Consider the following 12622-nt stretch of genomic DNA (forward strand, 5'->3'; position numbering starts at 1 on the left):
GGGGGGCGCCGTCGGTGGCCGGGACGCGAACTTCCGTGTGCAGTACAGGAGTTGAGCACTCGTCGGCCATGGTCCGACGATACGGAGCGGCGCCGCCGGACGGCCACCGGTTTTCGGTTCAGCCGAGGCAGATGACGAGCAGGCAGAGTTCGTCGCGGGTGGTGCCGGAGTCCGGGTCCGAAGGCGGCGGGGCGGGCGCCGTGGGGTCCGTCGCGGGCGGAGGCGTGGCGGGGGACTCGGGCGGCCGGGTGTCCGTCCCGGCGGCGGGAGGCGCGGCCGGCGTGGTGGCGGCCGGAGCGGTGGCGCCGGCGCCGGGACGGGAGGAGCCCGCGGTGTCCGGGGCGGCCGCCCCGGTGCGCCCGGGGGACGTGAGCGGCAGCTCGCGGGGCGCGGTGGCGGCGTCCGTGTGCGTGCCGGCGGGGGTGGTGCGGGGGTCGGCGGACCGGTTCTGCTGGTGGCGCGAGGCGCGCGGGGACCGCGGTGACGTGGTGGGCGAGGACCGCGGGGTGCCGTACCGGTCCGGGGCGGGTCCGGTGGAGTCCGGCGCCTGCGCCCCGGTGCCGCCCATGGGGGTGTCGCCCGGTGTGGTGGCCGCCTGCACTCCGGGGGTGGCGTTGCCGTTCACGGCGGCGACGGTCAGTCCCCCGCCGACGAGGGCGACCGCGGTCGCCACCACGGCCCGCCGCTGGTTCTTCTTCCAGCGGGCCATCTGCCGGCGCCGCGCGGCCCGGCCCTGCGGGCGGCCCTCGGAGCCGTCGGGCGCCCCGGGCTCCGGGCCCTCGTGGGCGCCGGACGGCACGGGCGCCCGGTCCGGCTCGGGGGCGAGGGCGGCGGGCCGCTGCGCGCCGGGGAGGGTCCGGTCCAGGAGGGACGTGTCGTACGACAGGCCCGGGGCGGCCTCCCCCGCGGACGGGACGGTCTCCCCCGCGGACGGAGCGATCTTCCCCATGGACGGGACGGTGCTGCTCGCCGCGGTCCGGCCGGTGCGGCCGTCGATGCCGCAGGGGTCGATGTCCGGGGCGTAGGCGCCGCAGCCCGGGCAGACCAGGGCGCCGTTGAGGTGCCTGCGGCACGACGAGCAGTAGTCCATGTGTGGGTCTTCCCGATCTGGCTGTTGCGGCGGCCCGCCGGCCGCGACCTGGTCACGTTCGCACGCTGGAGCGAGCCGTAACGCTAACGACGCTTTGGAAGGGCGGTGTGCAGCCTGTGTGACACCCCTGCGCAGATCCTCGGGAGCTCGCGTGTGCCGACGGGCACACGGAACCGGCCCTTCGCCCGCCTCCTTTCAACTGCCGCAACTTACTAGGGAGATGGCGCACAACCCTTTGGGTGCTCCGCGGGTCACACCCTGCAGGAGCAACCACCTCGAAGAGTTGCAAGGGGGAAATATGAGATTCACCCGTTCCGTTCTGTCCGCCTCCGCCGTGGCGGCTCTGTCGCTGGGCACCCTGACCGCCCTGGCGGCACCGGCCTCCGCCGCGCCGAACACCACACCGCAGAAGGTGTGCGGAAGCGGCTACAAGACGGTCAACTCGGCGGCTCTCGGCTCGCTGGGGACGGTCTACCTGACCTACAACGCGTCCAACGGGCAGAACTGCGTCGCGACCATCCGCAACAACCCGGGCAAGGCCGTCGCCATGTCCGCCTGGGCCTCCGTACCGGACACGGAGGAGAGCCACTACGACGAGGGCCTGTTCACCTCGTACGCCGGCCCGACCCACGTCTACGGCAAGGGCCACTGCGTGGACTGGGGCGGCAGCATCGCCAACACCTACGTGCAGGTGTACGGCTCCAACTGCGGCGCCCTGAGGGAGCACCGGGTCACCGGCACCCGCTGACCCGGCCGGGCCGTCCCCCCTCCGCGACCACGGCGGGGAGGCGGCCCGTTCCGTTCCGCGCGGGCCGCGTATCCGGTGGCCGCCGGGGCACCCGGGTGCGGTGACGGACGGGGAGAACGGCATCCGGCTGGTGCAGACGGTGCTCGACAGCACGGATGCCCGCGCGCTGGCGGAGTTCTACCGGGCCCTGCTGGGCCTGGTGTACCGCGACGGGGACGAGCCCCCGCCCGCGGGGCGGCCCGACGAGCGCGGCCGGGACTGGCTGGTGCTGCGCGACCCGCGCGGCGGACCGCAGATCGCCGTGCAGCAGGTGACGGAGCTGCGCACACCGACCTGGCCGGACGGCACCGTCCCGCAGCAGCTGCACCTGGACCTGGCCGTGCCCTCGCGGGAGGAGTTGCGGAACCAGCACGCACGTGTGCTCGCCCTGGGCGGCACCCTGCTGGCCGACCGGGAGCAGCCCGATGCCGAGGACGACGAGCCGTTCCGCGTGTACCGCGACCCCGACGGGCATCCCTTCTGCGTCTTCGTGGAGTGACCCACCGGAGCGGGACCCCCGCTCACCGGCGGAAACGAGCCTTTCCCGTTTGAACGTGACGAATGTGCGTACTGGGGAGGGTGTGGCCCGTGGGTGAACGTCCACTCCCGTCGCGGCGTTCCGCCCTCGGCCACCGGACGTTACCGTTCGGTAGACAAGCCGCTTCCGGAGGTGTCCGCATGACGTTCGACCGTGCCGAGGGTCTGGCGGAGACCGCCCGCGCGCTGGCCGCCGGCGAGGTGTCCTCCCGCGCGCTGGTCGAGCGCACGCTGGCCCGGATCGAGGCGGCGCAGAGCAGCGTGAACGCCTTCCGGATCGTACGCACCGACGCGGCGCTCGCGGAGGCGGACGCCGCCGACCGGGAGCTGGCCGCGGGTGTGCGCAAGCCGTTGCTCGGGGTGCCGGTGGCGGTGAAGGACGACATGGACGTGGCCGGCGAGCCGACCGCCTTCGGCTGCTGCGGCGAGTTCCCGCCGGTCCCCGGGGACGGCGAGGCCGTACGGCGGTTGCGCGCGGCCGGGGCCGTGATCGTGGGCAAGACCAACACCTGCGAGTTCGGGCAGTGGCCGTTCACCGAGGGTCCCGCGTTCGGCTCGACGCGCAACCCGTGGAGCACGGACCACACGCCCGGCGGTTCCTCGGGCGGCTCGGCCGCCGCGGTCGCCGCCGGGCTGGTGCCCGCCGCGCTGGGTTCGGACGGGGCCGGTTCGGTGCGGATCCCGGCCGCCTGGACCCATCTGGTCGGCATCAAGCCGCAGCGCGGCCGCATCTCCACCTGGCCGCGCGGCGAGTCCTTCCAGGGCATCACCGTCAACGGGACCCTGGCCCGCACCGTGGCCGACGCGGCCCTGCTGCTGGACGCGGCGAGCGGCAACCACGACCTGGACCCGCACCGTCCCCCGGCGATCGACCTGTCGGCGGCCGTCGGACGCGACCCCGGGCGGCTGCGCGTCGCGCTCTCCCTCAAGCCGCCCTTCACCGCCGTCCCCGCCCGGCTGCTGCCCGAGGTCCGCACCCGGGTCACCGAACTCGCCGAGCGGCTCGCCCGCCTCGGGCACACGGTGGAGGAGGCCGACCCGCCGTACGGGCAGATCGGGCTGGCGTTCGTGCCGCGTGCCACCGCCGGGATCGCCGAGCGGGTGGGCGAGGCGCCCTTCCCGGCGCTGCTGGACCGGCGCACCCGGGACGCGGCCCGGCTGGGCCGGCTGCTCGGCGGGGCGCCGCTGCGGGCGGCACGCCGTGCGGAGGCCGTGCTGCACCGCCGTATCGGCTCCTTCTTCGACTCCTACGACGTCGTCCTGGCGCCCACGACGGCCGCTCCCCCGCCCCGTATCGGCGCCCTGCTGGAACTCAGCGGCTTCGCCACCGACCGGGCCATGATCGCGGCCTGCCCCTACGCCTGGCCGTGGAACGTGCTGGGCTGGCCGGGGATCAATGTGCCCGCCGGGTTCACGCCGGACGGACTGCCCGTCGGGGCGCAGTTGCTGGGCCCGGCGCACAGTGAGCCGCTCCTGGCGCAGGTGGCCGCGCAGTTGGAGGCGGAGCTGCGCTGGCAGGACCGGTGGCCTGCGCCGCCGGTCACGGCGGACGCCGCGGCGGCGTAGCGACGCGTCCCGGCGGCGACGCCGGGCGCACCGGTCCCGGCCGGCTGGGGCCGCCCGGGCGCGTACGGCCACGGCGCGGCGCACCGAGTAGGGCGGCTCCGGCTCGCGGACCACCTCGGTGGCGCGGGCGAGGAGGAAGCGCGTGCCTCGCCTCCGGCCCTGCGGCGGATACCGGCCTCCGACCCGGGTCGTACGGCTGCGGTGGCGGTCGGGACCGTGGACGGACGCGGGGTCCGGGTCCGGGACCGTAGCGTCCCGCTCATGAACAAACTGACTCGGGCGGCCGCCGCCGCCCTTCTCGCCGGCGCGGTCGCGTTACCGGCCGCCACCACCGCCATGGCTGCGCCGCACCCTTCGCGCACCGCCGCCACCGCCATGGCTGCGCCGCCCCTTCCGCTGACCGCCGCGACCGTCCCGGACCGGCAGGCCGACCGCATGCGGCTGCCGGCTCCCACCGGCCCCCGCGCGGTGGGAAGTTCCGTCCTCCACCTCGTGGACCGCTCGCGGCCCGATCCCTGGGTGCCCGAGGCCGACGGCCGGGAGCTCATGGTCACCCTGCACTACCCCGCCTCCGCCCGGCACACACGGGGACGCCCCGCCCCGTACGCCACCCGGGAGGAGGCCCGGCTGCTGCTGCAGGGCGTGTCCGTGGAGGGGCCGGTGGTGCGGCAGGTGGCGCGAGCCCGTACACACAGCCAGGTGGACGTACGCCCTGCTCCGGGACGGCACCCGCTGGTGGTGCTCTCGCCCGGCTTCGGCCTGCCGCGGTTCACTCTCACCAGCCTCGCCGTGGACCTCGCCTCCCGCGGCTACGTCGTCGCCTCGCTCGACCACGCCTACGAGTCGTCCGGTACGTCGGTGCCGGGCGGACGGACCCTGACCTGCGTCGCCTGCACGGTCATGGAGGGGAACGACTGGGCCGACGGGCGCCTGGTCACCGCGGCCCGGACCGCCGACACCCGCTTCGTCCTGGACCGGCTGACCGGCTCCCGGCCTGCCTGGCGGTACGCGTCCGCCATCGACCGGACACGCATCGGCATGGCCGGCCACTCCATCGGCGGTGCGAGCGCCCTCAGCGCCATGGCCGCCGACCGGCGCATCGACGCCGGGGTGAACATGGACGGCACCTTCTGGGACACGGTGCCCGCCGACGGACTCGGCGGACGCCCGTTCCTGGTGCTGGGCACCGACGAGTTCCACCGGCCGGGCGGTGAGGACACCTCCTGGGACACCACCTGGACGGCTCTGAACGGCGAGAAGCACTGGCTCACCGTCGACGGCGCCGACCACCTCGGCTTCTCCGACGCGCCCGTGCTCCTCGACCACCTGGGCCTGCCCGGTGGCGACCTCCCGGCCGACCGCGCGGTGGCGGTCACCCGCGCGTACGTCGCCGCCTTCTTCGACGAGCACCTGCGGGGCAGCAACCAGCCGCTCCTCGACGGCCCGGACCCGGCCCACCCGGAGGTGCGGTTCCACCGTCCCTGAGTTCGCGGTCACCAGCTTCCGGTGGAGGGACGGGCGAGTGCCTGGGCGAGTTCGCCGCGGTGGGAGGTCGCCATGCACATGGGCAGCCTCTAGGGTGCCCCCGTGAGCACGTTCCCCGACGACAAGGTCCCCGGCCGCCACGGCCCTTCCGCCACCGTCCAGGCCGACCCGCGCAGGAGCGGCCCGGTGCGCACGGAGTACTCCCCCGACCGCGACGGTGACCCGGACCCCGGCGAGATCGTCTGGACGTGGGTGCCGTACGAGGAGAACGACGGCCGCGGCAAGGACCGCCCGGTCCTGGTCGTCGCGCGGGAGGCGGCCGGGACGTTCCTCGCGGTGCAGCTCTCCAGCAAGCGGCACGACGACGACCGGGAGTGGGTGCCGATCGGCAGCGGCCCCTGGGACCGGTCCGGCCGGGACTCGTGGGTGGACGTCGACCGGGTGCTGCGCCTGCACGAGGAGGGCATGCGCCGGGAGGCCTGCGCCCTGGACCGGATGCGCTTCAACCTCGTCCGACGCCGTCTGCAGGAGCGCTACGGCTGGAGCTGACCCTCCCCGCCCGCCTGACATCCGGTCATGTCCGGCGCCCGGTTGCCAGTAACAGAGACCTCTGCGTTCACGCTTCCCTCACATCTGGACTAAGATAGTCCAACGTTCAACCGTGGGGGGATCCATGTCGCACCACCAGCAGCCGCCTGCCCCGCCGACGTTCGTCGGCCCGCCCGGGCAGCCCGGACAGCCCGGACGGCCCGGCGGCAAGCCGGGCTGGGCCCGCAAGCGCGTCGCCCTTCCGGCCGCGTGCCTCGTCTTCCTCGTCGGAGTCGGCGTCGGCGCCGCCGACGGTGACGGCCGGCAGAAGACGGGCAGCGGCGCCGCGCCGCAGCCGACCGTCACGGTCACCGAGACCGCCGAGGCGAAGCCCGCCGGCGGTGACGCCGAGCCCGTCGAGCCCGTCGAGCCCGTCGAGGACGAGAAGCCGAAGGCCGGCAAGGACGACGAGAAGGCGAAGGTGCCCGACTTCGTCGGCATGGGCCTGCAATCGGCGCAGGACAGGGCGCAGGAGCTCGGCTTCCACGGCCTCACCTCGCACGACGCGCTCGGCCGGGACCGCATGCAGGCCTTCGACCGCAACTGGAAGGTGTGCAGCCAGAACGTCAGGGCGGGCAGCTCCACGTCGACCGGTACCGACCTGGACTTCGGCACGGTGAAACTGGACGAGACGTGCCCGGCGAAGGACGCGAAGCCGCCGACCGCCGAGAACGGGAAGATGCCGGACTTCACCGGGAAATCGGTGAAGGCCGCCCGGGCGGCGCTGGACTCCGGCACGTCGATCACCGTCGACGACGCGAGCGCGGAGGACCGCTTCGTGTTCCTGGAGTCGAACTGGCAGGTGTGCACGCAGAAGCCGGCCGCGGGCACGGCCCTGAAGGGGCAGCCGGTGAGGTTCAGGGCGGTCAAGTTCGGCGAGAGCTGCCCCTGACCCCCTGAAGCGCGGGCTCCCGGGCGCGTCAGGTGCGGGATGCGGGAGCGCGGAGGCCGAACTCCCGCTCGAAGGCGGCCCGGACGGTCGCGCCCGGGGTGCGGTCGAGGATGCCGAGGACGACGTGGTCGAAGGTGGCCGCGAAGCGGCCGCCGGGGCCCAGCAGGCCGTGGAACGCCGCCGCCACCTGCGCCGGGTCGTTGCGGAACACGCCGCAGCCCCACGCGCCCAGGACGAGCCGCGGGTAGCCGTGTGCGGCGGCCGTCTCCAGGACGCGTTCCGCCCGCACCGCCAGGGCGCGCGGCAGTTCGGCCGCCCGTTCCGGTGCCGTGCGCAGCACCACGCCCGCGTTGGGCGCGGGGGAGGTCAGGAAGCCGGCGGTGTACGGCTCCTCCAGCAGCCGGCCCCGGTCGTCGCGGAAGACCGGCACACCGGGTGAGTGGATGACCCGATCCGTGTAGAAGGGGTCGCGGTGGGCCCGGTGGTGCTCGTAGAAGTCGCGGGCGCGCAGCAGGCAGGTGTACAGGGCCGAGGCCCGGCACAGCGCCTCCTCCTGCGCCTGCGCGCCGTTCAGGTAGCCGCCACCGGGATTGCGGGCCGAAGCGAAGTTCAGCACCGCCACGGAGCCGCCCAGCCGGCGGGCGGCCTCCAGGCTGCTCTCACCGGTGACCTCGACGCGGGTGCGCGTCACCCGGACGGCGGGCACGGGGACGGGTTCCGGCCCGTGCAGGCGGGTGCCCTCCCGGGCCGCCTGGACCTGCTCGGCGATCCGCATCTCGCGTCCGCCGGGCGTCCGGTAGCCGCCCGCCGCGACGATCCGCTCGGTCTCCTGTGCCACACCGCGCAGGCGCGCGCTCACGCCGCGACCCCCGTACGCGGCGTGACCGCGCACCGCGCGGCCGTTCTTGTCGTGCTCACGCAGGCATGGTGGTCGATGCCCGAACCGCCGCGCAACGGAGTTTTCCGTTGCCGGAGGAATGGGGCGGAAGCGCGGGCGAACGCCGGACACCCCAGGTGTGACCGATCACTGACGTCCCGGTTTGCCCCCTTGTGGTGAGCGGGACGACAGTCTTGGGTGGGACGGGTCGTCCGGTCCGGGCGCCGATGTGCCCGGACCGGTGGCATGGTGGAATCTCAGGAGGATCCCGACATGTCCGATTCGGTAAGTGGCTGTACCCGGCCACGCACCTCGTTGTCCGAAGCCGAGGTCGAGGCACTGGTCCGCGGCATCTGCTTCAAGACCGGCCCGCCCCGCCGCCTCGGCGTCGAGGTGGAATGGCTCGTCCACGAGCTGCGCGCCCCGCAGCTCCCCGTCACCCACGAACGACTCCGGGCGGCCCACGCGGCCGTACGGACCCTGCCCCTGCGGTCGGCGCTCACGGTCGAGCCCGGCGGCCAGCTGGAGCTCAGCTCGCCGCCCGCCACCTCGCTGACCGAGTGCGTCGACACCGTCTCCGCCGATCTGGACGCCGTCCGCGCGGTCCTCGGGCAGGACGGTCTCGCCCTCGCCGGCCTCGGCCAGGACCCCTGGCACCCGCCCCGCCGGTTCCTGCGCGAACCGCGCTACGACGCCATGGAGACCAGCCTGGACCGCACCGGCCCGGCCGGCCGGGACATGATGTGCAGCTCCGCCTCCGTACAGGTGTGCCTGGACGCCGGCCACGAGGAGCCGGGGCCCCTCGGCCACGTGCGGCGCTGGTGGCTGGCCCACCACCTGGGCGCGGTCCTGGTGGCGGCGTTCGCCAACTCCCCGCTCACCGGTCACCGTCCCACCGGCTGGCGGTCCACGCGCCAGCTCACCTGGACGCGGATCGGCGCCGGCCGGGCGGGCGGACCGCCCCTGGACGCCGACCCGCGCGGCGCCTGGACCCGCCACGTCCTGGACTCCCCCGTGATGTGCGTCCGCGGCGACCGGACGCCCTGGGAGGTCCCCGAGGGGCTCACCTTCCGTGAGTGGCTGCGCACCGGCGCCCCCAGGCCGCCCACCCGGGAGGACCTCGACTACCACCTGACGACACTGTTCCCGCCGGTCAGGCCGCGCGGCCACCTGGAACTGCGCATGATCGACGCGCAGCCGGGCGACGACGGCTGGATCGTGCCGCTGGCCGTCACGGCGGCGCTGTTCGACGACCCGGAGGCCGCCGAGACCGCCTACCGGGCGGTGAAGCCGCTGGCCGAGCGGACCCTGGGGCTGACCGCGCCGGACAATCCGCTGTGGCGCGACGCGGCCCGCTCCGCGCTGGCCGATCCGGAGCTGCGCGAGACGGCCGTGGTCTGCTTCACGGCCGCGCTGGAGGCCCTGCCCCGGCTCGGCGCCTCCCCGGAGGTCGTCGAGGCCGTCACGGCCTTCCTGGACCGTTACGTCGTCCTGGGCCGCTGCCCCGCCGACGACCTGCTCGACCGACAGCGCGCCGCGGACGGCCGCACCCACGGGAAGGACCCGCGCTCATGACCGACACCCGTCCCGAGGCCGCTCCGGACGCCCCGGCCGCGGACCCGGAGGCGCTGCGCGAGCGCGCCGTCGCCGCGCTGGTCCTGGCCCGCGACCGTACGACCCTGCTGACCAGCTGCGTCGAGGAGCCCGACCTGACCGCGCAGCACTCCCCGCTGATGTCGCCGCTGGTCTGGGACCTCGCGCACATAGGCAACCAGGAGGAGCAGTGGCTGCTGCGGGCCGTCGCCGGGCAGGAGGCGATACGCCCGGAGATCGACAGTCTCTACGACGCCTTCGAGCACCCGCGGGCCGAACGGCCCAAACTGCCCCTGCTGGCGCCCGCCGAGGCCCGCTCCTATGCGGCGGACGTGCGCGGCCGGGCACTGGACGTCCTGGAGCGGGCGGCGTTCGACGGGACCCGGCTCACGGAGGCCGGTTTCGCCTTCGGCATGATCGCCCAGCACGAACAGCAGCACGACGAGACCATGCTGATCACCCATCAGCTCAGGAAGGGCCCGCAGGCGCTGACGGCGCCCGACCCGGAGCCGGTGCCGTTGTTCACCGGGCCGTCCGAGGTCCTCGTGCCCGGCGGCCCGTTCACCATGGGCACCTCCGGCGAGCCGTGGGCCCTGGACAACGAACGCCCCGCGCACCGGCGCGAGGTGGCCGCCTTCCACATCGACACCACTCCCGTGACCAACGCCGCGTACCGGGCGTTCATCGAGGACGGCGGATACGACGATCCGCGCTGGTGGACGCCCGAGGGCTGGGCGCACATCCGCGGGCAGGGCATCCGCGCCCCGCTGTTCTGGCGGCGCGACGGCGCGCAGTGGCTGCGGCGCCGCTTCGGCGTCACGGAGGTGGTCCCGCCCGACGAGCCCGTGCTGCACGTGTGCTGGTACGAGGCCGACGCCTACGCGCGCTGGGCGGGACGCCGGCTGCCCACGGAGGCCGAGTGGGAGAAGGCCGCCCGGTACGACCCGGCCGGCGACCGCTCGATGCGCTACCCGTGGGGCGACGCCGACCCCGGCCCCGAGCACGCCAACCTCGGCCAGCGGCACCTGCGCCCGGCACCCGCCGGGAGCTACCCGGCCGGTGAGTCGCCGCTCGGCGTGCGGCAGTTGATCGGCGACGTGTGGGAGTGGACGGCGAGCGACTTCCTGCCCTATCCGGGGTTCCGGGCGTTCCCGTACAAGGAGTACTCCGAGGTCTTCTTCGGCCCCGGCCACAAGGTGCTGCGCGGCGGTTCCTTCGCCGTGGACCCGGTGGCGTGCCGCGGCACGTTCCGCAACTGGGACTACCCGATCCGGCGGCAGATCTTCTCCGGCTTCCGCACCGCCCGCTCCGCGGAGGGGAACTGATGTGCCGTCACCTGGCCTACGTGGGGCCGGGCGAGCCGCTGGGCCGGCTGCTGGTGCAGCCCCCGCACGGGCTGTACCGGCAGTCGTGGGCGCCCCGGCACCAGCGCCACGGGACGGTCAACGCCGACGGCTTCGGCGTCGGCTGGTACGCCCAGGGCGACCCGGTGCCGGCCCGCTACCGCCGGGCCGGGCCGATCTGGGCGGATCTGTCGTTCGCGGACCTGGCCCGGGTCGTGACGACCGAAGGGCTGCTCGCGGCGGTGCGCGACGCGACACTGTCCGGCGCGGACGCCGAGGCCGCCGCGGCGCCGTTCGCGGCGGGGACCTGGCTGTTCAGCCACAACGGCGCGGTCAAGGGCTGGCCCGGCACGCTGGCGGCCCTGTCCCGGACACTGCCGGACGAGGACCTGCTGTCTCTGGAGGCCCGCAACGACTCGGCGCTCGTCTGGGCGCTGGTGCTGGCCCGGCTGCGCGGCGGCGACGAGGAGGGCCAGGCCCTGGCCGACGCCGTCCTGGAGGTGGCGGCCGCGGCCCCCGGCTCCCGGCTCAACCTGCTGATGACCAACGGCGACACCATCACGGCGACCGCCTGGGGCGACACGCTGTGGTATCTCACCCTGCCCGGCGGCGGAACGGTCGTGGCCTCCGAGCCCTACGACGACGATCCGCACTGGCAGGAGGTCCCCGACCGCACCCTGCTCGCGGCGAGCCGCACGGACGTGCTGCTCACGCCGCTGAAAGAGCCGGCCGACACCTTCGCGCCCACTCCCGAGGAGTCCCGCACGTGAGCCCGTTCCAGCTGACCCGCACCCTGCCCGAGGACGCCACGGACGCCGCGTTGCGCGCCGACGTCCGGCGGGGTCTGACCGGCTCCCCCAAGACGCTGCCGCCGAAGTGGTTCTACGACGCCCACGGCAGCGACCTGTTCGAGGAGATCACCGCACTGCCCGAGTACTACCCGACCCGTGCCGAACGGGAGATCCTCCTCGCACGCTCCGGCGACATCGCCGCGGCGAGCGGGGCCCGCACGCTGATCGAGCTGGGCTCCGGTTCCTCCGAGAAGACCCGGCACCTGCTCGACTCCCTGACGGAGCTGCGCAGTTACGTGCCCGTCGACGTCAGCGGCAGCGCGCTCACCCAGGCCGGGCGGGCGCTCGCCGCCGAGCGGCCGGACCTGGACGTGCACGCGCTGATCGCCGACTTCACCGGTGAGCTGAGCCTGCCGGACACGCCGGGGCCGCGGCTGGTGGCGTTCCTCGGCGGCACGATCGGCAACCTCCTGCCCGCCGAGCGCGCCGCGTTCCTCGCGTCCGTGCGGGCCATGCTCGCGCCGGGCGACGCCCTGCTGCTGGGCACGGACCTGGTCAAGGACGAGGAGGTACTGGTCCGGGCGTACGACGACGCGGCCGGGGTGACGGCGGCGTTCAACAAGAACGTCCTGACGGTGATCAACCGCGAGCTCGGCGCCGACTTCGACCTCGCGGGGTTCGACCACGTGGCCCGGTGGGACCCCGGGCGGGAGTGGATCGAGATGCGGCTGCGGTCCCGTTCGGAGCAGACCGTGAAGGTGCCGGCGCTCGGCCTCGCGGTGGACTTCGCGGCGGGCGAGGAGCTGCGCACCGAGGTGTCCGCGAAGTTCCGGCAGGAGGGCGTGCGCGGCGAACTGTCCGCGGCCGGGCTGGAGCTGACCCACTGGTGGACCGACGGCGAGGGGCGGTTCGCACTGTCCCTGAGCACGGCCCGCTGACACCGCCGGTGCACCGTGGCGGGGGGGGGGGGCGGGGGGGGGGGGGGGGGGGGCCCCCCCCCCCGGGGGGGGGGGGGGCTGGGGCGGGGGGACCCCCCCCCGCGCCGGGCGCGGCCGCAGCGCGCCCACCCCCCA

Annotated in this window: 12 protein-coding genes; 10 read left to right on the forward strand and 2 right to left on the reverse strand. The window is 74.9% G+C overall.

What is annotated here, in order from left to right; genetic code table 11:
- Positions 1-118: 118 nt before the first annotated feature.
- Positions 119-1090 (reverse strand): hypothetical protein, encoded by a 972-nt coding sequence (locus ACH4C6_RS08035; protein ID WP_398107668.1) that lies wholly within the window; start codon positions 1088-1090, stop codon positions 119-121.
- 298 nt (positions 1091-1388) lie between these two features.
- Here ACH4C6_RS08035 and ACH4C6_RS08040 point away from each other — a divergent pair, with 298 nt between their 5' ends.
- The 6 genes from ACH4C6_RS08040 to ACH4C6_RS08065 all read left to right on the forward strand — a co-directional run bounded on the left by ACH4C6_RS08040 (position 1389) and on the right by ACH4C6_RS08065 (position 6945).
- Positions 1389-1838 carry a spore-associated protein gene (locus tag ACH4C6_RS08040; RefSeq protein ID WP_398107669.1) on the forward strand — a complete coding sequence of 150 codons (450 nt, stop codon included), beginning with the start codon at positions 1389-1391 and terminating at the stop codon, positions 1836-1838.
- A gap of 100 nt (positions 1839-1938) precedes the next feature.
- Entirely contained in the window at positions 1939-2376 is a 438-nt protein-coding gene (locus ACH4C6_RS08045; protein ID WP_398107670.1) for a VOC family protein, read from the forward strand.
- 179 nt (positions 2377-2555) lie between these two features.
- Entirely contained in the window at positions 2556-3980 is a 1425-nt protein-coding gene (locus ACH4C6_RS08050; RefSeq protein ID WP_398107671.1) for an amidase, read from the forward strand.
- Positions 3981-4241: 261 nt separating this feature from the next.
- Entirely contained in the window at positions 4242-5465 is a 1224-nt protein-coding gene (locus ACH4C6_RS08055; protein WP_398107672.1) for an alpha/beta hydrolase family protein, read from the forward strand.
- 102 nt (positions 5466-5567) lie between these two features.
- Positions 5568-6014, forward strand: coding sequence for a type II toxin-antitoxin system PemK/MazF family toxin (locus tag ACH4C6_RS08060; RefSeq protein ID WP_398107673.1), 447 nt, complete (start codon positions 5568-5570; stop codon positions 6012-6014).
- A gap of 124 nt (positions 6015-6138) precedes the next feature.
- On the forward strand, positions 6139-6945 hold the full coding sequence (locus tag ACH4C6_RS08065) for a hypothetical protein (protein WP_398107674.1): 807 nt from the start codon (positions 6139-6141) through the stop codon (positions 6943-6945).
- A 28-nt stretch (positions 6946-6973) separates the two neighbouring features.
- Here the strand turns inward: ACH4C6_RS08065 and ACH4C6_RS08070 are convergent, their stop codons facing one another.
- Positions 6974-7804 carry a TIGR02452 family protein gene (locus ACH4C6_RS08070; RefSeq protein ID WP_398107675.1) on the reverse strand — a complete coding sequence of 277 codons (831 nt, stop codon included), beginning with the start codon at positions 7802-7804 and terminating at the stop codon, positions 6974-6976.
- Between the two features lie 291 nt (positions 7805-8095).
- Here ACH4C6_RS08070 and egtA point away from each other — a divergent pair, with 291 nt between their 5' ends.
- The 4 genes from egtA to egtD are packed head-to-tail and all read left to right on the forward strand — an operon-like array spanning position 8096 to position 12487.
- Complete coding sequence (egtA, locus tag ACH4C6_RS08075; RefSeq protein ID WP_398107676.1) at positions 8096-9397, forward strand: ergothioneine biosynthesis glutamate--cysteine ligase EgtA; 1302 nt, start codon at positions 8096-8098, stop codon at positions 9395-9397.
- Positions 9394-10740 (forward strand): ergothioneine biosynthesis protein EgtB, encoded by a 1347-nt coding sequence (gene egtB / locus ACH4C6_RS08080; protein ID WP_398107677.1) that lies wholly within the window; start codon positions 9394-9396, stop codon positions 10738-10740. Before egtA ends, egtB begins: the two co-directional genes overlap by 4 nt.
- On the forward strand, positions 10740-11528 hold the full coding sequence (egtC, locus tag ACH4C6_RS08085) for an ergothioneine biosynthesis protein EgtC (protein WP_398107678.1): 789 nt from the start codon (positions 10740-10742) through the stop codon (positions 11526-11528). Before egtB ends, egtC begins: the two co-directional genes overlap by 1 nt.
- Positions 11525-12487 carry an L-histidine N(alpha)-methyltransferase gene (gene egtD, locus ACH4C6_RS08090; RefSeq protein ID WP_398107679.1) on the forward strand — a complete coding sequence of 321 codons (963 nt, stop codon included), beginning with the start codon at positions 11525-11527 and terminating at the stop codon, positions 12485-12487. Before egtC ends, egtD begins: the two co-directional genes overlap by 4 nt.
- Positions 12488-12622: the final 135 nt, after the last annotated feature.

It is taken from the genome of Streptomyces sp. NPDC017943 (assembly GCF_044328425.1).
Lineage (GTDB): Bacteria > Actinomycetota > Actinomycetes > Streptomycetales > Streptomycetaceae > Streptomyces > Streptomyces djakartensis_A.

Coding starts and splice junctions, on each gene's coding strand:
- ACH4C6_RS08035 (WP_398107668.1), bottom strand. CDS start 1,090: ATGGACTACTGCTCGTCGTGCCGCAGGCACCTCAACGGCGCCCTGGTC.
- ACH4C6_RS08040 (WP_398107669.1), top strand. CDS start 1,389: ATGAGATTCACCCGTTCCGTTCTGTCCGCCTCCGCCGTGGCGGCTCTG.
- ACH4C6_RS08050 (WP_398107671.1), top strand. CDS start 2,556: ATGACGTTCGACCGTGCCGAGGGTCTGGCGGAGACCGCCCGCGCGCTG.
- ACH4C6_RS08055 (WP_398107672.1), top strand. CDS start 4,242: ATGAACAAACTGACTCGGGCGGCCGCCGCCGCCCTTCTCGCCGGCGCG.
- ACH4C6_RS08065 (WP_398107674.1), top strand. CDS start 6,139: ATGTCGCACCACCAGCAGCCGCCTGCCCCGCCGACGTTCGTCGGCCCG.
- egtA (WP_398107676.1), top strand. CDS start 8,096: ATGTCCGATTCGGTAAGTGGCTGTACCCGGCCACGCACCTCGTTGTCC.
- egtB (WP_398107677.1), top strand. CDS start 9,394: ATGACCGACACCCGTCCCGAGGCCGCTCCGGACGCCCCGGCCGCGGAC.
- egtC (WP_398107678.1), top strand. CDS start 10,740: ATGTGCCGTCACCTGGCCTACGTGGGGCCGGGCGAGCCGCTGGGCCGG.